Source organism: Streptomyces sp. NPDC048171 (assembly GCF_043202655.1).
Taxonomy (GTDB): Bacteria; Actinomycetota; Actinomycetes; order Streptomycetales; family Streptomycetaceae; genus Streptomyces.
The window spans coordinates 880,975-901,959 of the sequence record NZ_JBIDAU010000002.1; the positions used below are offsets into that span (position 1 = coordinate 880,975).

Annotated in this window: 19 protein-coding genes; 14 read left to right on the forward strand and 5 right to left on the reverse strand. The window is 71.6% G+C overall.

Annotated features, from left to right (window positions below):
• Positions 1-5: 5 nt before the first annotated feature.
• Positions 6-1,553, reverse strand: a complete 1,548-nt coding sequence (locus ACGF3J_RS08415) for an MFS transporter (RefSeq protein WP_393853672.1) — start codon at positions 1,551-1,553, stop codon at positions 6-8.
• Between the two features lie 97 nt (positions 1,554-1,650).
• Here ACGF3J_RS08415 and ACGF3J_RS08420 point away from each other — a divergent pair, with 97 nt between their 5' ends.
• Positions 1,651-2,238 (forward strand): TetR/AcrR family transcriptional regulator, encoded by a 588-nt coding sequence (locus ACGF3J_RS08420; RefSeq protein WP_393853673.1) that lies wholly within the window; start codon positions 1,651-1,653, stop codon positions 2,236-2,238.
• Here ACGF3J_RS08420 and ACGF3J_RS08425 read toward each other — a convergent pair.
• The gene (locus tag ACGF3J_RS08425; RefSeq protein ID WP_161331208.1) at positions 2,219-3,409 is read right to left on the reverse strand and encodes a CdaR family transcriptional regulator; all 1,191 of its coding nucleotides are present in this window, start codon (positions 3,407-3,409) and stop codon (positions 2,219-2,221) included. The genes ACGF3J_RS08420 and ACGF3J_RS08425 overlap by 20 nt on opposite strands.
• 164 nt (positions 3,410-3,573) lie before the next feature.
• Here ACGF3J_RS08425 and ACGF3J_RS08430 point away from each other — a divergent pair, with 164 nt between their 5' ends.
• The 5 genes from ACGF3J_RS08430 (at position 3,574) to ACGF3J_RS08450 (ending at position 9,101) form a co-directional block, all read left to right on the forward strand.
• Positions 3,574-4,500 (forward strand): proline dehydrogenase family protein, encoded by a 927-nt coding sequence (locus ACGF3J_RS08430; RefSeq protein ID WP_161331209.1) that lies wholly within the window; start codon positions 3,574-3,576, stop codon positions 4,498-4,500.
• Between the two features lie 46 nt (positions 4,501-4,546).
• On the forward strand, positions 4,547-6,187 hold the full coding sequence (gene pruA, locus ACGF3J_RS08435; RefSeq protein ID WP_393853674.1) for an L-glutamate gamma-semialdehyde dehydrogenase: 1,641 nt from the start codon (positions 4,547-4,549) through the stop codon (positions 6,185-6,187).
• 307 nt (positions 6,188-6,494) lie between these two features.
• On the forward strand, positions 6,495-6,626 hold the full coding sequence (locus ACGF3J_RS08440; protein WP_393853675.1) for a hypothetical protein: 132 nt from the start codon (positions 6,495-6,497) through the stop codon (positions 6,624-6,626).
• Between the two features lie 73 nt (positions 6,627-6,699).
• Positions 6,700-7,752, forward strand: a complete 1,053-nt coding sequence (locus ACGF3J_RS08445; RefSeq protein WP_393853676.1) for a 3-isopropylmalate dehydrogenase — start codon at positions 6,700-6,702, stop codon at positions 7,750-7,752.
• A gap of 260 nt (positions 7,753-8,012) precedes the next feature.
• The gene (locus ACGF3J_RS08450; protein ID WP_161331212.1) at positions 8,013-9,101 is read left to right on the forward strand and encodes a branched-chain amino acid aminotransferase; all 1,089 of its coding nucleotides are present in this window, start codon (positions 8,013-8,015) and stop codon (positions 9,099-9,101) included.
• 64 nt (positions 9,102-9,165) lie between these two features.
• Here the strand turns inward: ACGF3J_RS08450 and ACGF3J_RS08455 are convergent, their stop codons facing one another.
• Positions 9,166-10,620 (reverse strand): cytosine permease, encoded by a 1,455-nt coding sequence (locus ACGF3J_RS08455; protein WP_393853677.1) that lies wholly within the window; start codon positions 10,618-10,620, stop codon positions 9,166-9,168.
• A 145-nt stretch (positions 10,621-10,765) separates the two neighbouring features.
• Between ACGF3J_RS08455 and ureA the strand changes: the two genes are divergently transcribed.
• The 6 genes from ureA (at position 10,766) to ACGF3J_RS08485 (ending at position 18,190) form a co-directional block, all read left to right on the forward strand.
• Positions 10,766-11,482 (forward strand): urease subunit gamma, encoded by a 717-nt coding sequence (ureA, locus tag ACGF3J_RS08460; RefSeq protein WP_393853678.1) that lies wholly within the window; start codon positions 10,766-10,768, stop codon positions 11,480-11,482.
• Positions 11,479-13,194 (forward strand): urease subunit alpha, encoded by a 1,716-nt coding sequence (locus ACGF3J_RS08465; protein WP_161331215.1) that lies wholly within the window; start codon positions 11,479-11,481, stop codon positions 13,192-13,194. The genes ureA and ACGF3J_RS08465 overlap by 4 nt, the downstream gene beginning before the upstream one ends.
• An 11-nt stretch (positions 13,195-13,205) precedes the next feature.
• Entirely contained in the window at positions 13,206-14,240 is a 1,035-nt protein-coding gene (locus ACGF3J_RS08470; protein ID WP_393853679.1) for an agmatine/peptidylarginine deiminase, read from the forward strand.
• A gap of 9 nt (positions 14,241-14,249) precedes the next feature.
• Complete coding sequence (locus tag ACGF3J_RS08475; RefSeq protein WP_161331217.1) at positions 14,250-14,858, forward strand: TetR/AcrR family transcriptional regulator; 609 nt, start codon at positions 14,250-14,252, stop codon at positions 14,856-14,858.
• Between the two features lie 305 nt (positions 14,859-15,163).
• The gene (cimA, locus tag ACGF3J_RS08480) at positions 15,164-16,768 is read left to right on the forward strand and encodes a citramalate synthase (RefSeq protein ID WP_161331218.1); all 1,605 of its coding nucleotides are present in this window, start codon (positions 15,164-15,166) and stop codon (positions 16,766-16,768) included.
• Between the two features lie 72 nt (positions 16,769-16,840).
• Positions 16,841-18,190, forward strand: a complete 1,350-nt coding sequence (locus ACGF3J_RS08485; protein WP_393853680.1) for a hypothetical protein — start codon at positions 16,841-16,843, stop codon at positions 18,188-18,190.
• A gap of 14 nt (positions 18,191-18,204) precedes the next feature.
• On the opposite strand, the gene ACGF3J_RS08490 is transcribed toward ACGF3J_RS08485, so the two are convergent.
• Positions 18,205-19,161 carry a DMT family transporter gene (locus ACGF3J_RS08490; protein ID WP_346346018.1) on the reverse strand — a complete coding sequence of 319 codons (957 nt, stop codon included), beginning with the start codon at positions 19,159-19,161 and terminating at the stop codon, positions 18,205-18,207.
• A gap of 87 nt (positions 19,162-19,248) precedes the next feature.
• Here ACGF3J_RS08490 and ACGF3J_RS08495 point away from each other — a divergent pair, with 87 nt between their 5' ends.
• Together ACGF3J_RS08495 and ACGF3J_RS08500 are read left to right on the forward strand one after the other, a co-directional pair.
• Complete coding sequence (locus ACGF3J_RS08495; RefSeq protein ID WP_393853681.1) at positions 19,249-19,860, forward strand: TetR/AcrR family transcriptional regulator; 612 nt, start codon at positions 19,249-19,251, stop codon at positions 19,858-19,860.
• A gap of 25 nt (positions 19,861-19,885) precedes the next feature.
• Positions 19,886-20,434: a cysteine hydrolase family protein gene (locus tag ACGF3J_RS08500; RefSeq protein ID WP_393853682.1), complete on the forward strand. Its 549-nt coding sequence runs from the start codon at positions 19,886-19,888 to the stop codon at positions 20,432-20,434.
• On the opposite strand, the gene ACGF3J_RS08505 is transcribed toward ACGF3J_RS08500, so the two are convergent.
• A complete protein-coding gene (locus ACGF3J_RS08505; protein WP_161327653.1) occupies positions 20,421-20,978 on the reverse strand; it encodes a YceI family protein in 558 nt (185 codons plus the stop codon). The genes ACGF3J_RS08500 and ACGF3J_RS08505 overlap by 14 nt on opposite strands.
• Positions 20,979-20,985: the final 7 nt, after the last annotated feature.

Here is a 20,985-nt window from a genome sequence, read left to right on the forward strand (position 1 = left end):
GTTTCTCAAGCGCCGGACGGGCTGAGTCGGTCAGCCTGTTCGGCGTTTTGCGTGGGCGCTTGCGGGCGCACCCTGATGTGCCTCAGTCCCATCGCCGCCAGCCCCGCGGCCGCCAGGAGCACCAGCGCCCCCGCGAGCGCGGCGCCCCGCATGCCGTCGGTGAACGCCTCGCGTGCCGCCGTCGCCAGGGCGTCTCCCGTGCGCCCGGGCAGTTCGGCGGCGACGGCCAGCGCGCCGCCGAGGGTCTCCTGGGCCGGAGCGGGTGCGTCCGACGGCATGCCGTGGCGGTAGAGGGCCGTACCGATGGAACCCAGTGCGGCCATGCCCATCGCGCCGCCGAACTCGGTGCCGGTTTCCAGCAGTGACGAGGCCGCGCCCGCCTTCTCGACCGGCGCCGAGCCGAGCGCCAGGTCGGTGAGCTGGGACATCACGATGACGATGCCGGCGGCGAGGACGCCGCACGCGGTCAGCACCAGCCAGAGCGAGTCGGTACCGGCCAGGGCCATCAGCACGTAACCGACCGCCCCCGTGCCGAAGCCGGCCGTCACGACGTACGCGCGCTCGACACCGCGCTGCACCAGTTGGGCGGCGACCGGCGCGGCGACGCCGATGAGCACCGACGGCAGCAGGCTCCACAGCGCGGCCTCCAGCGCGCTCTTGCCCAGGACCGACTGGAGGTACTGCGTGGAGAAGTACGCGGAGCCCATCATCCCGAAGGCCGACACGGTGTTGAGGACCAGCGCCGGGGTGAAGCCGTGGCCGCGGAAGAGGGCCGGCGAGATCATCGGCGAGGCCGACGTGCGCTGACGGTGCACGAACAGCGCCGCGAACAGCAGACCGACGGTGATCGAGACCACGTAGCGGACGTTCCAGCCCTCGGAGGGCAGTTCCTTCAGCCCGTAGACGACGGGCAGCACGGCCGCCATCGACAGCGGGACGCTCAGCAGGTCGAAGCGGCCGGGGGAGGGGTTGCGGGACTCGGGGAGCAGGAGCGGGCCGAGGACCAGCAGCAGGGCCATCGCCGGCAGGTTGACCAGGAAGACCGAGCCCCACCAGAAGTGCTCGACGAGGACGCCGCTCATGACCGAGCCGAGCGCGATCCCGGCCGTCATCACCCCGGACCACAGCCCGATCGCCTTGGCCCGCTGCGACGGGTCCGTGAACATCGTGCGGACCAGCGCCATCGTCGACGGCATCAGGGTGGCGCCGCCGATGCCGAGGACCGCGCGGGCCGCGATCAGCGTCTCGGCGGTGTGCGCGTAGGCGGCGAGCAGCGAGGCTCCGCCGAAGGCCGCCGCGCCCAGCAGGAGCAGCTTGCGGCGGCCGATGCGGTCGCCCAGCGCCCCCATCGTCATCAGCAGCCCGGCCAGTACGAAGCCGTAGATGTCGAAGATCCACAACTGCTGGGTGCCGGTGGGGTCCAGGTCCGCGCTGATCTCCGGGACCGCGAAGTAGAGGACCGAGACGTCCATCGAGACCAGGAGCAGCGGAAGCATGAGCACGGTCAGCGCGGTCCATTCGCGACGGCCGGCCCTGGGCGGGTTCGTTGTCATGCCGAGGACTGTACGCACGTCCTATACGCTTGTCTAGAACGACCGTATAGAACGACCGTATGGGACGGCTGTATAGGAAGCCGGGTAGGGTGACGCCATGGGACACCGTGAGGATCTGCTGGAGGGCGCCAAGCGCTGCCTGCTCGCCAAGGGGTTCATGCGCACGACGGCGCGCGACATCGTCAAGGAGTCGGGGACCAACCTGGCCTCCATCGGCTACCACTACGGGTCGAAGGACGCGCTGCTCGCGCAGGCGTACGTGGCGCTGGTCGAGGGGATGGGCGACGCCTTCGAGGGGGACGGGGGCCTGGACGAGACCCGGCCAGGCTCCCTCGAGCGGTTCGAGCGGGTGTGGTCGAACATCGTCGGCACCATGAAAGAGCCCGGCTCGCTGTGGCGGCTCAGCATGGAGATCGTCGTCCTCGGCGACCGGCTCCCGGAGGTCCGCGACCACCTGGCGGCGGCGCAGCGCGAGGCGGGGCGCGGTCTGATCCCGCTGCTCATGGGCGGCCGGGAGGAGGACGTGTCCGACGACACGGCGGACACCCTCGGCATGTTCTACGTGACCCTGATGACGGGCCTCATCGCCCAGTGGACCTTCGACCCGAAGTCCGCGCCCGACGGCGCGCACCTGGCCGCCGGCCTGCGTCAGGTGATGGACGCCGCTACAGGCGGTGCGCCTTGAGCGCCATGTGCAGCAGCAGCCGGTCCTCCCCGTCGTCCAGGTCCAGGCCGGTGAGCTGTTCGACGCGGGAGAGGCGGTAGTACAGGGTCTGGCGGTGGATGCCCAGCTCGGCGGCGGCGCGGCCGGCCTGGCCCGCGCAGTCGAGGTAGATCTCTGCGGTGCGGACCAGCTCCCGGTGGGCGGGGGAGAGCAGGACCCGTAGGGCGGGGTCGTGCGCGGCCCGCGGGGGCAGCGCGGTCAGCAGGCGGAACGCCCCGATGGACGTCCACTCCGCGACCGGACCGAAGCGGGACTCCGCGCGTGCCGTCCGCGCCGCCGCAGACGCCTCCCACCAGGCCGCCCCCAGCTCCGCCAGTCCCGAGCGCGGCGCGGAGACCCCGGCCGCGGTCCCGCCGCCACGGGCCCGTTCGAGGAGCCGGCCCGCCGCCGAGGTCGCCGGGGTCAGCACCTCCGCCGAGCGCAGCCGCACCAGCAGGGCCAGCGACTCGCCCGCCGTGCCCCACGGCACCGTGCACAGCGCCGTCGCCGCCGGCACGGTGCGGACCGAGGGCGCGTCCTCGGGATCGGCCGACGGCCAGGGCGCCACGCAGACCACCGCGTGCAGGGCGTCCGCGCGGGCCCCCAGCGCGGTACGCAGCTCCGCCACGGCCATGTCCCGCTGCCAGTCCCGCTCCGCGGTCAGCACCGCCCGCAGCTCCCGGCTCAGGTCCGCGCCGTGCTGCGCCTCGTCCGCGAGCAGCGCGCCGATCCGGGTGGTCACCGCCATGGCCGCGGTGAGCTGCCGCTCCGTCGGACCGGGGTCGGTGTCCAGGAGCCACACATAGCCGAGGACCACGCCCCGATGGCGTACCGGCAGACAGGTGCGCCCCCGGTACACCCCCGCCTCCGGGGTCGGCGGGATGCGGACCGGGCCGGTGGCGCGGGTGATGCCGAAGCCCTCGAACCAGGCCCGGACCGCCGCGGTGGAGCGCCGGGTCAGGATCGAGCGGGTGCGCACCGGGTCCAGGGCGGAGGGGTCGAGGTCGCCCTCGCTGTCGTAGGCGCCGAAGGCGATCAGCTCGAAGTCGCGGTTCTCCAGGGTCGCCGGAGCGCCCAGCAGCTCGGAGATCTCGTCGACCAGCTCCTGGTAGTCACCCTTGGAATCCGTCGTCACCCGGGCATTCTGCCGCATTTGCGCACCGCTTTCATACACATGTCTGAGATCCGCGGCACGGATGCGTGACAGCTGTCGATGGCCGACGATCGGGGGGATCCTTAGATTTCACGGTGGTTCTCCGTGCCGTCCCCCGTCCGTCGGGCTACGGCCTCGTGTTGGTTGGTAAGTGGAGGTGCCCCGTGCTGGGTCCCGTGATTCTCGCCGCGTCGCGCAGCGACCGGATGCGCCGGCTGGTGTCGGCCGCGCCCGTGACCAAGCCGGTCGTCGACCGGTTCATCCCCGGCGAGACGGTCGACGAGATCGTGCCGATCATCCGTGACCTCACGGACCAGGGCCTGGAACTGACGATGGACGTCGTCGGCGAGGACATCACGACCCCCGAGCAGGCCGAGGCCGCCCGCGACGCCTACCTGGAGCTGATCGACCGGCTGAAGCCGCTGGACCTCGGCACCCGCGCCGAGATGTCGGTGAAGCTGTCGATGTTCGGCCAGGCGCTGGACGGCGGCCACGAGCTGGCCCTGAAGAACGTCCGCCCGGTCGTCGAGGCCGCCGCCGAGATCGGCACCACCGTCACCCTCGACGCCGAGGACCACACCACCCTCGACTCGATGTTCGCCATCCACGACGAGCTGCGGAAGGACGTCCCGCAGACCGGCTGCGTCATCCAGGCGTACCTCTTCCGCACCGAGGCCGACGCGCGCCGCCTCGCCGACGGCGGCTCTCGCGTACGGTTGGTGAAGGGCGCCTACAAGGAGCCCGCAGAGGTCGCGTACCAGCAGCGCCACGAGATCGACAAGGCGTACGTCCGCATCCTGCGCACCCTGATGGAGGGCGAGGGCTACCCGATGATCGGGTCGCACGACCCGCGCCTGATCTCCATCGCCCAGGAGCTGGCCCGCACCGCCGGGCGCAAGCTCGACGAGTACGAGTTCCAGATGCTGTACGGCATCCGCGGCGACGAGCACCTGCGGCTGGCCGCCGAGGGCCACCGCATGCGCGTCTACACCGCCTACGGCACCGACTGGTACGGCTACTTCATGCGCCGACTGGCGGAGAAGCCGGCGAACCTCCGGTTCTTCGCCCGCTCGATGGTCAGCAAGGGCTGAGCCCGCACCCGCTCGCAAGACCGCTCAGTAAGGAGTAACGGAAACCATGGACGCTGTGACCCAGGTCCCCACCCCCGTCAACGAGCCGGTGCACGGCTACGCCCCCGGCTCGCCCGAGCGTGCCCGTCTGGAGGTCAAGCTCAAGGAGCTGGCCGACAATCCGGTCGACCTGCCCTGCACCATCGGCGGCGTCAAGCGGATGGGCGGCGGTGAGCGCTTCGACGTCGTGCAGCCGCACAACCACAAGTCCCGCCTGGGCACCTACGCCAACGCCACCCAGCAGGACGCCCAGGACGCGATCGACGCCGCCCTGGCCGCGGCCCCCGCGTGGCGCGCGATGTCCTTCGACGACCGCGCGGCGATCATCCTGCGCGCCGCCGAGCTGCTGTCCGGCCCGTGGCGCGAGACCATCGCCGCCTCCACGATGCTCGGCCAGTCCAAGACGGCCCAGCAGGCCGAGATCGACAGCCCCTGCGAGCTGATCGACTTCTGGCGCTTCAACGTCCACTACGCCCGCAACATCCTGGCCGAGCAGCCCCCGGCCAACTCCCAGGGCGTGTGGAACCGCATGGACCACCGCCCGCTGGAGGGCTTCGTCTACGCGATCACGCCGTTCAACTTCAGCGCGATCGCGGCCAACCTGCCCACCGCCCCGGCCCTCATGGGCAACGTGGTGGTCTGGAAGCCGTCCCCGACGCAGACCCACGCCGCCGTGCTGCTGATGCAGCTCCTCGAGGAGGCCGGGCTGCCCAAGGGCGTCATCAACCTCGTCACCGGCGACGGCATCGCGGTCTCCGAGGTCGCCCTGGAGCACCGGGACCTCGCGGGCATCCACTTCACCGGCTCGACCAAGACCTTCCAGCACCTGTGGAAGACGGTCGGCAACAACATCGAGAAGTACCGCACCTACCCGCGCCTGGTCGGCGAGACCGGCGGCAAGGACTTCCTCGTCGCCCACCCGAGCGCCGACCGCGCCGTCCTCAAGACCGCCCTGACCCGCGGTGCCTTCGAGTACCAGGGCCAGAAGTGCAGCGCCACCTCCCGCGCGTACCTCCCGGCGTCCATCTGGAACTCCGGTTTCAAGGAGGAGTTCGCCGCCGAGGTCGACTACCTCACCATGGGTGACGTCACCGACCTGTCGAACTTCGTCGGCGCCGTCATCGACGCGCGGTCCTTCGCCAAGAACAAGGCCGCCATCGACCGGGCCAAGGAGGACGAGACCTGCACGATCGTCGCGGGCGGCTCCTACGACGACTCGGTCGGCTACTTCGTCCGCCCGACGGTCGTCGAGTGCACCGACCCGGAGAACGAGGTCTTCCGCACCGAGTACTTCGGCCCGTTCCTCGCCGTGCACGTCTACGACGACAGCGTGGACGGCGCGTACGACGAGATGCTCACCCAGATGGAGTCCGTCTCCGACTACGCCCTCACCGGCTCCGTCGTCTCCAACGACCGTGCGGCGGCGGCGTACACGATGGAGAAGCTGCGCTACGCCGCGGGCAACTTCTACATCAACGACAAGTCGACCGGCGCCGTGGTCGGCCAGCAGCCGTTCGGCGGCGGCCGTGCCTCCGGCACCAACGACAAGGCCGGCGCCCCGCAGAACCTGATGCGCTGGACGCTGACCCGCGCCATCAAGGAGACGCTGGTCGCGCCGACCGACTACACGTACCCGCACATGGGCTGACGCCCTGTGAGTGACGCCCGGGGGGCCAGGTCGACCGACCTGGCCCCCCGGGCGTTTTCGCAGTTCGGGGGCGTGTGACCGAAGGCACCGTCTCAGATAGTAGGAAGTCCGAGTAATTGTGGAGACAGACGCTCCGCACTCCCTTAGCTTTGTAGGAGCCGAACGTACCGCTCGATCGAGCGGATGGCGGTCGTGAGCCGGGCCCCGCGCAGGCAACCCCTGCGGCACCGCGCTCCCCGCCCCTTCCGGCGTCTCTCCGTACCGCTCGCTCTCCGCGCTCCCCTTAGTGCAGAAGGAGTCGATTCCCATGGCCGAGACGACCGTCCGCCGCCGAGTCCGCCACCTCTCCCGCAACGCCGACTCCGACCGCAAGAACGCCGCGGCCGCTCTCCAGCGCGCCCTCGACCGCCGGGACAACGGCGGGTCCAGCGGGCACTGAGCCACGGGCAGCGAGGCGTCCGTATGCCGGACGCCTCATGTCATCCCGTGGGACGAGGAGTAGGGTGCCGCACATGTCGGCAAGTTCTCGCAGCCTCAATCTCGCAGTGATCCCGGGTGACGGCATCGGCCAGGAGGTCGTGGCCGAAGGCCTGAAGGTGCTCTCCGCCGTCCTTCCGCAGGATGTGAAGCTGGAGACCAAGGAGTTCGACTTCGGCGCCCGGCGCTACCACGCCACCGGTGAGACCCTCACCGACGCCGACCTCGACGCCCTCAAGGGCCACGACGCCATCCTGCTCGGCGCCATCGGCGACCCGACGGTGCCGTCCGGCGTCCTGGAGCGCGGCTTCCTGCTCAAGCTCCGCTTCGCCTTCGACCACCACGTCAACCTGCGGCCGTCCAAGCTGCTGCCGGGTGTCGCCACCCCGCTCGCCGGCCAGCCGGAGATCGACTTCGTCGTCGTCCGCGAGGGCACCGAAGGCCCGTACACCGGCAACGGCGGCACCATTCGCAAGGGCACCGAGTACGAGGTCGCCACCGAGGTCTCCGTCAACACGGCCTACGGCGTCGAGCGCGTCGTCCGCGACGCCTTCGCCCGCGCCCAGGCCCGCCCCCGCAAGAAGCTCACGCTGGTCCACAAGAACAACGTGCTGACCTTCGCGGGCCACCTGTGGACGGACGTCTTCAACCGGGTCGCCGCCGAGTACCCCGAGGTCACCACCGACTACATCCACGTCGACGCCGCCACGATCTTCCTGGTCACCCAGCCCGAGCGCTTCGACGTCATCGTCACCGACAACCTCTTCGGCGACATCATCACCGACCTCGCCGCGGCCGTCTCCGGCGGCATCGGCGTCGCCGCCAGCGGGAACATCAACCCGTCCGGCGACTTCCCCTCGATGTTCGAGCCGGTCCACGGCTCCGCGCCCGACATCGCCGGCCAGGGCAAGGCCGACCCGACCGCCACGGTCCTGTCCGTCGCCCTGCTCCTGCGCCACCTCGGGTACGAGGGCGAGGCGGCCCGCATCGAGGAGGCCGTCTCCACCGACCTCGGCGAGCGCGGCGACCTGCCCGCACGGAGCACCTCAGAGATCGGCGACGCGCTCGCCGCCCGAGTAGCCGGCTGATCCGGCCCACTCGAAAACCAACCTTTCGACGCCGCCGGGTCCGAGATACAAGGCACCCGGCGGCTTTCTCCTGCGTCCGCCAGGTGCGACCATCAGACCCTGGGCCGCATTCACCCCGTTTTCATCCGTCACCGGCCGCGCGCGATAATCGAACGCGAAGCCGCGACATGAGGGAATGCTCGGACGTCCTAGCACCGGCCACCGGCCGTACGGGCGTGACAGCGGCCCGTCACAATCAAACCGGTGAAGGACAACAACCCATGACGACGCCCACGATCGAGCTCAAGCCCTCCGCCAACCCGCTCTCCGACGCGGAGCGGCAGGCGATTCTGGCCAACCCCGGGTTCGGCCGCCACTTCACCGACCACATGGTGACGATCAAGTGGACCGAGGGCCGCGGCTGGCACGACGGACAGCTCGTCCCGTACGCCCCGCTCTCCCTCGACCCGGCCACCATGGTCCTGCACTACGCGCAGGAGATCTTCGAGGGCCTGAAGGCCTACCGCCGGCCCGACGGGAGCGTCGCCACCTTCCGCCCGGAGAAGAACGGCCGCCGCTTCCAGGCGTCCTCGCGCCGCCTCGGCATGCCCGAGCTGCCGGTGGAGACCTTCATCGAGGCGTGCGACGCGCTGGTCCGCCAGGACCAGGACTGGGTCCCGGCGCACGGCGGCGAGGAGTCCCTCTACCTGCGCCCCTTCATGATCGCGACCGAGGTCGGCCTGGGCGTCAAGCCGGCCGGCGAGTACCTCTTCCTGGTCATCGCCTCCCCGGCCGGCGCCTACTTCCCCGGCGGCGTGAAGCCGGTCTCCATCTGGGTCTCCGAGGACCGCGTGCGCGCCGTCCCCGGCGGCATGGGCGACGCCAAGACCGGCGGCAACTACGCGGCGTCGCTGCTCGCGCAGGCCGAGGCGGCGGCCAAGGGCTGCGACCAGGTCTGCTACCTCGACGCGGTCGAGCACCAGTGGGTCGAGGAACTGGGCGGCATGAACCTGTACTTCGTCTACGGCGACAAGATCGTCACGCCGTCCCTCACCGGTTCCATCCTGGAGGGCGTCACCCGCGACTCCCTGCTCACCGTCGCCCGCGACCTCGGCTACGAGGCGGAGGAGGGCCGCGTCTCGGTCGAGCAGTGGCAGCGCGACTCGGAGAACGGCACCCTCACCGAGGTCTTCGCCTGCGGGACCGCCGCGGTGATCACGCCGGTCGGCACGGTGAAGCGGGCCGGGGCTCAGTGGCAGCAGAGCGGCGGCGAGCCGGGCGAGGTGACGCAGCGGCTGCGTACGGCGCTGCTGGACATCCAGCGGGGCAAGGCCGAGGACAAGCACGGCTGGATGCACCGGCTGGCCTGAGGCACCCCGCGTGGGGGCGGGCCCTGCCGGGGGCTCCGCCCCCGGACGCCCGGCCTCCCGGGGCCTATGCCCGCCCGCCACCCGACTCGGTCGGCGAGGAGGCGGCCGTCGCCAGCTCCGTCCCGCTCGCCGCGGGCGCGACGGCACCCGGCACCGCGATCACGTACACCACCCCTCCCACCAGGCCCGACAGCAGGAAGCTGCAGTCCACGCCGCCGGTCAGGGACAGCAGGGGGCCCTCGTACGACGGCAGGGACACGGCCAGGACGCCGACCGTCGCGCCCACCGCCCAGGCGACCGTCGCGGGGACGTTCCAGCCGGAGCGGTACCAGTAGATCCCGCCCCGCGCGCGGCGGTTGAAGACCTGGAGTGCGTCGGCGTCGTACACCCCGCCGCAGCGGACCGAGCCGATCATCGTGATGACCGCCCACGGCGTGCCGATCGCCGTGAGCAGCAGCACGAACGACGTCATCGCCGACTGCGCGTCCCACGCGTAGTGCCCGGCGAAGACGCAGGCCGTCGCGACCACGGCGACGGCACAGGTGGCGCGGGCGCGGGAGGCGCGCGGCAGGATGGCGTCCAGGTCCAGGCCCATCGAGTAGAGCATCAGACCCGCGTTGCCCACCGACCCGGCCGAGGCGGCGAGCAGCAGCGGGACCAGGTACCAGGTGGGCGCGGCGTCGACCAGCGGCCCCGCGTAGTCGAGCGCGGCGCGGGCGGCGTACGCCGTGAAGGTGCCGAAGAGCTGCGGCACGAGCAGCCCCAGCATCAGCCCGAGCCAGGTCGCGTGCAGCACCCGGCGCGAGGAGAAGCGGGCCGGTGAGATGTAGCGGGTGTAGTCGCCGAGCAGCGTGATGAAGGCGATCGGCCCGGACAGTCCCGCGGCCACGGCGGCGAGCAGCCAGGTCGGCCAGAAGCCGCCCAGCAGGTAGCCGCCGGCCTCGGGGAGCGCGGCGGTGGTGAAGTCGGGGGCGTAGGCGATCACGCCCAGGACCAGCAGGGCCGTCATGCCGTAGGCCAGCACCTTGGACATGGCGAGCAGCACCCGGTAGCCGTAGACCGCGCCCGCGACCGTCGCCGCGGCGAGCAGGCCGTAGACGACGGCGTACGCGGCCCCGCCCTGCGGGAGTCCGAAGAGCCGGCCGAGCACGCCCATCATCACGTCCCCGCCGATCCACACGGTCAGCGCGGTGTAGCCGAGGGCCAGCAGCAGCCCGACCACCGAACCCACCAGCCGCCCGCGCACGCCGAACTGGGCGCCGGACGACGTGGACAGGTTGGTGCCGGTGCGCAGCGAGACCAGCGCGAGCGGTGCCGTGAACAGCGTGCCGGCGACCGTGCCCGCCACCACCGCGCCGACCGACGCCCACCAGCCCAGGCCGAAGGACGGCGGCAGCCAGCCGAAGACGATCACGCCGAGGCAGAGGTTGGAGCCCAGCAGGATCGAGACCAGATCCCTGGGCCCGCTGGTGCGTTCCTCCTCCGGGATGGTGTCGACTCCGCGCTGTTCGATCGGCATGGCTGGTCTCCTTCGACGGCCGCCTGATGGTTTAGAGCGACGTTCAATGTGACCTCTGTGTGTGCCGCCCGTCAATGGTTCCGTTCAGGGGAAGCTCTGCTTAGAGTGGTGTTCTAAAGTCTGGATGGCAAGGAGGTGCCGCGTCGTGAGACTGACCCCCACGGAACGTGACCGGCTGCTGCTCTTCGGGGCGGCCGAGCTGGCCCGGTCCCGCCGGAACCGCGGGCTGCGGCTGAACGTGCCGGAGGCGACCGCGCTGATCGCGGACACCGTGTGCGAGGCCGCTCGCGACGGTGCCCGTCTCGCCGAGGCGATCGAGCGGGCCCGGTCCGTGCTCGGCCCGGACGACGTGCTGCCCGGCGTCGCGGACGTCGTCACCGAGGTCCATGTGGAGGCCGTCTTCGACGACGGCTCCCGGCTCGCGGTGGTCTCCGACCCGATCGGCGGCGGGGGACTGGGCCCGGCCGGCCCGGGGGCCCTGCTGCCGGGGCCCGACCACGCCGAACCCGAGGCGGCGCTCCGGCTGCCGGTCACCAACACCGCGACCGTGCCGGTCTCCGTGACCTCCCACTTCCACTTCTTCGAGGCCAACCCGCGCCTGGACTTCGACCGCGAGCGGGCCTACGGCATGCGCCTCGCCGTCCCCGCCGGCTCCTCGGTCCGCTTCGGACCGGGCGAGAGCGCCGAGGTCGGCCTGGTGCCCATCGGCGGGCGGCGGGTCGCGATCGGGTTCGCCGGGCTGGTCGACGGGCCGCTGGACGCGCCGGGCGCCAAGGAGGAGGCGCTGCGGCGGGCGGCTGCCTGCGGATACCTGGGCGTGCCCCCCGTACATGACGGATCACCGGAAGGAGGCGTGCGATGAGCCGCTCCAAGGGACGCGAGATCAGCGAGTCGATCCACATCGACCCCTACGCCTACGCCGCCACCCACGGCCCCCGTGCGGGCGACCGGCTGCGGCTCGGCGACTCGGGGCTGGTGATCCGCGTCGAGTCCGACGCCCAGCTCCAGGGCGACGAGTTCCTCGCCGGGTTCGGCAAGACCGCGCGCGACGGGCTGCACCTCAAGGCCGCCGCGGTGCGCGAGACCTGCGACGTCGTCATCAGCAACGTCGTGGTGATCGACGCCGTGCAGGGCATCCGCAAGGTGTCGATCGGCATCCGCGAGGGCCGCATCCACGCCATCGGCCGGGCCGGGAACCCGGACACCCTCGACGGCGTCGACGTGGTCGTCGGCACCGGCACGTCCATCGTCTCCGGCGAGGGCCTGATCGCCACCGCCGGAGCCGTCGACACCCATGTCCACCTGCTCTCCCCGCGGATCATGGAGGCCTCGCTCGCCTCCGGCGTGACGACGATCATCGGCCAGGAGTTCGGGCCGGTCTGGGGCGTCGGCGTCAACTCGCCCTGGGCGCTGAAGCACGCGTTCTCCGCCTTCGACGCCTGGCCGGTCAACATCGGGTTCCTGGGCCGGGGTTCGTCGTCCCACGAGGCACCGCTGGTCGAGGCACTGGCCGAGGGCGGCGCGTCCGGCTTCAAGGTGCACGAGGACATGGGCGCCCACACCCGCGCCCTCGACACCGCACTGCGCGTCGCCGAGGAGCACGACGTCCAGGTCGCCCTGCACAGCGACGGCCTCAACGAGTGCCTGTCGGTGGAGGACACCCTCCGCGTCCTGGAGGGCCGCACCATCCACGCGTTCCACATCGAGGGCTGCGGCGGCGGACACGTTCCCAACGTGCTGAAGATGGCCGGCGTCCCCAACGTCATCGGCTCCTCCACCAACCCCACCCTGCCGTTCGGCCGGGACGCGGTGGCCGAGCACTACGGCATGATCGTCTCCGTCCACGACCTCAAGACCGAGCTGCCCGGCGACGCCGCCATGGCCCGCGACCGCATCCGTGAGGGGACCATGGGCGCCGAGGACGTGCTGCACGACCTGGGCGCCATCGGCATCACCTCCTCCGACGCCCAGGGCATGGGCCGGGCCGGCGAGACGGTCCGCCGCACCTTCGCGATGGCCGGCAAGATGAAGGCCGAGTTCGGCGCCCCCGACGACGACAACGACAACGAGCGCGTGCTGCGCTACATGGCGAAGCTGACCATCAACCCCGCCATCGCCCACGGCCTCGCCCACGAGGTCGGCTCCATCGAGACCGGCAAGCTCGCCGACATCGTGCTGTGGCGCCCGGAGTACTTCGGCGCCAAGCCGCAGCTCGTCCTCAAGGCGGGCTTCCCGGCGTACGGCGTGGTCGGCGACCCGAACGCTGCCACCGACACCTGCGAACCCCTCGTCCTGGGGCCGCAGTTCGGCGCGCACGGCGCCACGCCCGCCGAGATCTCCGTCGCCTTCGTCGCGCAGGCCGCCGTGGACCAGGGGCACGACACGATGCCCACCCGCCGCCGTCGGGTCGCCGTACGCGGCACCCGCGGCATCGGCCCGGCCGACCTGCGCCTGAACTCCCGTACCGGACAGGTCGACGTCGACCGGCGCACCGGCCTGGTCACCCTGGACGGCGACCCGCTGCGCTCCGAACCCGCCGAGTCCGTATCCCTCAACCGCCTCTACTTCCTGTGAAGGTGCCCGCCATGACCCCTGCCGCCGACGGCTTCCGCATGCCCGCCGAGTGGGCCCCGCACGAACGCACCTGGATGGCCTGGCCGGGCCCCAACCCCACCTTCGAGGACCCCGGGGACCTGGCCGCCGCGCACATCGCCTGGGCCGGTGTCGCCCGCGCCGTGCGCCGCTTCGAACCGGTGACCGTGGTGTGCGGCCCGGGCCGGTCCGCCGAGGCCCGCGCGCTGCTGGGCGAGGGCATCGACACCGTCGAGCGGGAGCTGGACGACGCCTGGATGCGGGACATCGGCCCCACCTTCCTCACCGGCCCCGACGGGCTCGCGGCCGTCGACTGGACCTTCAACGGCTGGGGCGCCCAGGAGTGGGCCCGCTGGGAGCACGACGCGAAGATCGGCGCGCACGTCGCCGACCTCGCGGGCGCCCGGACCTACACCTCTCCGCTCGTCAACGAGGGCGGCGGCATCCACGTCGACGGCGAGGGCACCGTGCTGCTCACCGAGACCGTGCAGCTCGGGCCCGAACGCAACCCCGGCTGGACCAAGGAGCGGGTCGAGGCCGAGGTGCACGCGCACCTCGGCACCAGCAAGGCGATCTGGCTGCCTCGCGGCCTCAGCGGCGACTACCCGCCGAACGGCTTCGGCACCCTCGGCCACGTCGACATCGTCGCCGCCTTCGCCGCGCCGGGCGTCGTCGTCGCCCACCACCAGCCCGACCCTGCCCACCCCGACCACGAGGTGACCAAGGAGGCCATCGGCGTCCTGCGCGCCGCCACCGACGCCCGGGGCCGTCGCCTGGAGGTCGTCGAGGTGCCCGCCCCGACCGTCCTGGAGGCCGACGGCCACTGGGCCGACTACTCCTACATCAACCACTACCTGTGCAACGGCGGCGTCGTCCTGTGCGCCTTCGACGACCCGCGCGACGAGATCGCGGCCGGCATCTTCCGCCGCCTGCACCCGCGGCGGACGGTGACCCTGGTGGACGCGCGTACGATCTTCGCGGGGGGCGGGGGCATCCACTGCATCACGCAGCAGCAGCCGAGGGTCTAGGAGAAGGACATGGCCGGTGGTGGGCGCAGACAGGCGCCGCCGCGCGAGGACGTGCTCGCCGCCGCCATGGAGATGATCGCCGAGCGCGGCCTGGAGAAGCTGACCATGGCGGCGCTCGGCCGTGAGGTCGGCATGAGCAGCGGGCACCTCCTCTACTACTTCCGCTCCAAGGACGAACTGCTGCTGCGCACCCTGGAGTGGAGCGAGGGCCGCCTGGGCGTCGAGCGCGGGCGGCTGCTCACCCGGCCCGGCACCGCCCGCGAACGCCTCCAGGAGTACGTCGACCTCTACGTCCCCGACGGCCACCGCGACCCGCACTGGACGCTGTGGCTCGAGGTGTGGAACCGCTCGCAGGGCGCCGCCGACGAGTCCGACGCCCGCGACCGGCAGGCCGCGATCGAGGGCGCTTGGCACCGCGACCTGGTCGCCCTGCTCGCCGAGGGCGTCTCGCGCGGCGAGTTCCGCCCCGTCGACCCCGACCGGTTCGCCGCCCGGCTGCGCGCCCTCCTCGACGGCCTCGCCATCCACGTGGCGATCGGCCTGCGCGGGACAGACCGGGCGCAGGTCCTCGCCCACGCGCGGGAATTCCTGGCGGACTGCCTCTTCACGGACGTCTGACCAGGGCACCGCTCGCATCCTGAGACACCCGGTGAGCGGGTGGACGGAATGTGCCAGACTTCCCCCGTGCTCTCGTTCGCCATGATTATTGGCAGCAGGCGCGCCGGTCCGCAGTGACCGCCACGTACGACCAGGTACGGGCGGACACCGTCGTCCTCGACCCGCGCGCAGACCTCTCGCACCCGCGAGGGGTTTTTCGTTTTCCTGGCCCACCCCAAGCCGGGAAGAGAGCGCGAGGGATCATAGACGGACGGTGGAACCGGTCATTCCGGTAGACCGAGATCCCATACAGGAGCCTTCAGATCATGACCGCAACCAGCGAACTCGACGATTCGTTCCACGTCTTCGACACCACCCTGCGCGACGGCGCGCAGCGCGAGGGCATCAACCTCACGGTCGCGGACAAGCTGGCCATCGCACGGCACCTGGACGACTTCGGTGTGGGCTTCATCGAGGGCGGCTGGCCCGGCGCCAACCCGCGCGACACCGAGTTCTTCGCCCGCGCCCAGCAGGAGATCGACTTCAGGCACGCCCAGTTGGTCGCCTTCGGCGCCACCCGCCGTCCGGGCGCGACCGCCGCCGAGGACCACCAGGTCAGGGCGCTCCTGGAGTCCGGCGCCCAGGTGATCACCCTGGTCGCCAAGTCCCACGACCGGCACGTGGAACTGGCCCTGCGCACCACGCTGGACGAGAACCTGGCGATGGTGGCCGACACGGTCTCCCACCTGAAGGCCCAGGGCCGCCGGGTCTTCGTCGACTGCGAGCACTTCTTCGACGGCTACCGCGCCAACCCCGAGTACGCGAAGGCGGTCGTCCGCACCGCCTCCGAGGCGGGCGCCGACGTCGTCATCCTCTGCGACACCAACGGCGGCATGCTCCCGGCGCAGATCCAGGCCGTGGTCTCCACGGTGCTGGCCGACACCGGCGCCCGGCTCGGCATCCACGCCCAGGACGACACCGGCTGCGCCGTCGCCAACACCCTGGCCGCCGTCGACGCGGGCGCGACCCACGTCCAGTGCACGGCCAACGGCTACGGCGAGCGCGTCGGCAACGCCAACCTCTTCCCGGTGGTGGCCGCGCTGGAGCTGAAGTACGGCAAGCAGGTGCTGCCCGAGGGCCGGCTGCGCGAGATGACCCGGATCTCGCACGCCATCGCCGAGGTCGTGAACCTCACCCCCTCCACCCACCAGCCCTACGTAGGCGTCTCCGCCTTCGCGCACAAGGCCGGCCTGCACGCCTCCGCGATCAAGGTCGATCCCGACCTCTACCAGCACATCGACCCCGAGCTGGTCGGCAACACCATGCGGATGCTGGTCTCCGACATGGCCGGCCGCGCCTCCATCGAGCTGAAGGGCAAGGAACTCGGCGTCGACCTCGGCGGCGACCGCGAACTGGTCGGCCGGGTCGTCGAGCGGGTCAAGGAGCGCGAGCTGGCCGGCTACACCTACGAGGCCGCCGACGCCAGCTTCGAACTGCTGCTGCGCGCCGAGGCCGAGGGCAGGCCGCTCAAGTACTTCGAGGTCGAGTCCTGGCGGGCGATCACCGAGGACCGCCCCGACGGCAGCCACGCCAACGAGGCCACGGTCAAGCTCTGGGCCAAGGGCGAGCGCATCGTCGCCACCGCCGAGGGCAACGGCCCGGTCAACGCCCTGGACCGGTCCCTGCGCGTGGCGCTGGAGAAGCTCTACCCGGAGCTGGCCAAGCTGGACCTGGTCGACTACAAGGTCCGCATCCTGGAGGGCGTGCACGGCACCCAGTCCACGACCAGGGTCCTCATCTCCACCAGCGACGGCACGGGGGAGTGGGCCACGGTGGGTGTCGCGGAGAACGTCATCGCGGCCTCGTGGCAGGCACTGGAGGACGCGTACACGTACGGGCTGCTGCGGGCGGGAGTGACGCCCGCGGAGTGACCCGGCCTCCCGCGGTGAATCTCCCACCCGCACTTATGTCTGATTGAGATGTGTTCGGGTACTTTCGTAGGTATGAAGGACGCCCGCGCTCAAGTCCTCATACGCCTCCTGATCGCGCCGGTCATCGCCGCGCTGGCGGTGCTGATGGCCGGTGCGCCCGGCGCGCAGGCCGCCACCGACGTCTCCGAGATCGGGGCGGCCCTGCGCGAGAGTCCGGTGTACGTCGACCCGGCCGCCTCCGACCTGCTCTCCGACGCGGACGCGGACGCGCTCGCCGACAAGATCGAGGACGCGGGCGAACCGGTCTTCGTGGCGGTCCTCCCGGCCGGTTACCCGACGGACAACCTCTTCCAGAACCTGCGCACCGAGACCGGCATCACCGGTCTGTACGGCATCCGCCTCGGCGACGAGTTCGATGCCCGCGCCGACAGCAGCGTGCTGAGCCGCCAGGGCGTGAACAACCTGGTCACCGCGGCGCAGGGTGCGGGCGACACCAAGGCCCAGCTCAACGACTTCGTCGACGACGCGCTGCGCAGCGTGCGCGGCTCGGCCCCCTCCTCCTGGGACTCCGGCAACGCCGGCGTGCCGACCGGCGCCCTGATCACCGCGGGCGCGGTCGTCGCGGCCGGCGGCGCGGGCGCCTACGCGATCGCCAGGCGCAACCGGCTGCGCCGCGAGGAGGAGCAGCGGGCGGCTCTGGAGAAGCTGCGCGTAGTGGTGGACGAGGACATCACCGCCTACGGCGAGGAACTGGACCGCCTGGACTTCCACCCCGGGGAACCGGGCGCCGACGACGCGATGCGCGCGGACTACGAACACGGCCTCGACGCGTACGAGCAGGCCAAGACGTTCATGGGCAACGCCCGCAGACCGGAGGACGTGCGGGCGGTCACCCAGTCGCTGGAGGACGGCCGCTTCTCGCTCGCGCGGCTCGCCGCCCGCCGTGAGGGACGGCCGCTGCCCGACCGCCGGCCGCCCTGCTTCTTCGATCCCCGCCACGGCCCGTCCGTCGCCGACGCCACCTGGACCCCGCCGGGCGGTGCCACCCGCGAGGTGCCGGTCTGCGCGGCCGACCGGGCCCGGTTGTCCGACGGCCTGGACCCGATGGTCCGCGAGGTGGACACCGACCAGGGCCGCCGCCCCTACTGGGACGCGGGCCCGGCGTACGGCCCCTGGGCGGGCGGCTACTTCGGCGCCGGCATCCTGCCCGGCCTGCTGGTCGGCACCCTGCTCGGCAGCGTGATGGCCGGCCCGGCCTACGGCGCCGGTTACGGCGAGGGCTACGGCGACTTCGGCGGCCACGAGGGCGGCGACGTCTCCGGTGGCGACTTCGACTCCGGTGACTTCGGAGGCGGGTTCGGCGGCGGCGACTTCGGCGGAGGCGGCGGGTTCGGCGGCGGCGATTTCGGCGGCGGTTTCTGAGCGGCTGACCGTGGTCATCGGGAGGGCACCCGCACGGTTGCGCGGCCCGCGTCCCGACGCGTCGCGTCGGACTCCCCGACCCGTTCCACCCGCGCCGTCCGCGAGGGCTTCGCCCCGCGCCGCACGACGACCACCGCGGCGAGGCCGACCGCGAGCCCCACGGCCGTCTGCGGCCCGAAGTGCTCGCCGAACATCAGGGCGCCCCACACGGCGGTGACCGGGGCCATGAGGAACATCAGGGTGTTCACCTCGGTGACACCGGACCGGCGCATGATCAGCCAGTACAGCCCGTAGCCGCCGAACGTCGGCAGCACCACGAGCCAGGCCGTCGCCAGCCAGAAGGACGAGTCCGCGGGCGGTGCGGCGGCCCCGGTACCGAAGGCCAGGCCCGAGAAGAGGACGGCGCTGGTCACGCAGTGGATCGTCAGCGCGGCCCGGGGTGCGACCGCGGCCCTCGAACGGCCCTCCAGGAAGGTGGCCGCCACCAGCGACAGCATCCCGAGGAAGGGGACGAAGTATGCCCACCACGGCACGTCCGCACCGGCCGCGGCGGCGTCGGCCGTCGTGACCGTGGCGACGCCGGCCAGCCCCAGCCAGAGTCCGAGCCACTGCCGGCGTGAGACGTACTGCCGCAGCAGGGGACCGGCGAGCGCGCCGGCGACCAGCGGCTGCACGCCGTCGATCAGGGCGGTGGTGCCGCTGGAGACGCCGAGCTGGATGGCGTAGTAGACGCTGAGCAGGTAGCCGCTCTGCGACAGGGCGCCGATCGCGACCTGCCGGCCGGCCTCCCGGGGCGTCAGCCCGCGCCACGCCCGGCGTGAGACGGCCGCGACGGCGATCAGGACCAGGGCGAGGGGCACGAAGCGCCACATCAGGAGCGTCGTCGGGTCCGCGGTCCCGGCGCCGAGCTTGGCACCGATGAAACCGGAGCTCCAGCACAGGACGAACGCGACCGAGAGCAGGGCGTTCACGAGGAACCCACCTTCCCATCCCGCTGAGTAGACAGATCGGTTTACTCGTCTTGAGTGCCCACTATACAGATCCGTATAATTCTCGTCATGGAGCCTGTTCAGAAGCCTGTTCAGAAGCCGCACCGCGTCCGCATGACACCCGGTGCGCGACGCGTCCTGGCGGCGGCCGAGCGGTTGTTCTACGAGCGCGGCATCCACGCCGTGGGCGTCGACCTCATCGCCGCCGAGGCGGGGGTCACCAAGAAGACGCTCTACGACCGGTTCGGCTCGAAGGAGCAGATCGTCGTGGAGTACCTCGCCGGTCGTGACGAGCGCTGGCGGGAACTCCTCGCGGGCCGCCTAGAAGCGGTCGCGGGGCAGGGGGCGGACGTACGGGTCCTGGCGGTCTTCGAGGCGTCGCGCGCCTGGGCGGGGGAGTACGGCGCCAAGGGGTGCAGCATGATCAACGCGCATGCCGAGATCAGCGACCCGTCCCATCCGGCACATCCGGTCATCACCGGGCAGAAGCGGTGGATGCTCGACCTCTTCACCGGCCTCGCACGGGAGATCGACGCGGCCGGGGCGGACCGGCTGGCGCGCACACTGATGCTGCTGCACGAGGGCGCGCTGGTCGCACACGGCGTGGGGGTCTTCCCCGACCCGTTCGGCCATGCCCTCGACCGGGTGCGGGAGCTGCTGGGAAATGCGGAGGCGGCCTGAGACCGCGCGTCGCTACGGTGAGCCCATGCCGACCCGCAGCGCACTCCTCGTGATCGACATGCAGAACGCCACGGTCGCCATGGCGCACCGGGGTGCCGAGACGGTCGCCGCGATCGCGGGGCTGAGTGAACGCGCCCGCGCCGCCGGGGTGCCGGTGGTGACGGTCCGGCAGCGGGACGAGGGCATGGTCCTCGGCACCGAGGGCTGGCAGGTCGTGCCCGAGCTGGCGCCGCGGGAGGGGGAGCCGGTCGTCGACAAGACCACGCCGGACAGCTTCCTGGACACCGGCCTCGACGCACTTCTGAAGGAACTCGGCGTCACCGAGGTGATCGTGACCGGGTTCGCCACCGAGATCTGCGTGGACACCACGGCGCGACAGGCCCTGAGCCGGGGGTACGACCTGGTCGTCGTCGCCGACGGGCACACCACGTCGGTCCGGGGCCCCGAGGACGAGGATCTGATGCCGGCGGACCGTTCCGTCGCCCAGTACAACGCGATCTACCGGACGATCGGCTGGCCCGGTCGGCGTGTCCGCCTCCGGGCCGCCGCGGACGTGGACCTCAGCCCTGCTTGATCGCCGAGATGTCGAAGTTCAGCTTGATCTTGTCGGAGACCAGGACGCCACCCGTCTCCAGGGCCGCGTTCCAGGTGAGCCCCCACTCCGAGCGCTTGATCTCGGCCTTGCCCTCGAAGCCGACCCGCTCGTTGCCGAAGGGGTCCTTGGCCGCGCCGTTGAACTCCAGGTCGATGGAGAGCGGCTTGGTGGTGCCGAGGACCGTGAGGTCGCCGGTGATGCGGTAGTCGTCGCCGCCGAGGGACTCCGCGCCGGTGGAGCGGAAGGTCATCGTCGGGAACTCGTCCGTCTTGAAGAAGTCCGAGCTCTTCAGGTGGCCGTCGCGGTCCGGGGACCCCGTGTCGATGCTGTCCATCGTGACGTCCAGGGACGCCGTGGAGCGGCTCGGGTCGCCGCCGTCCAGGTGTAGCGTGCCGCTGAAGTCGAGAAACTTGCCCTTGACGTTGGTAACCATCGCGTGGCGCGCGGTGAAGCCGATCGTGGTGTGGGCGGGGTCGATCGTGTACTCGCCGGTCAGGGTGGCGAGGTCGGGGGTGCTGGTCATGATGTCC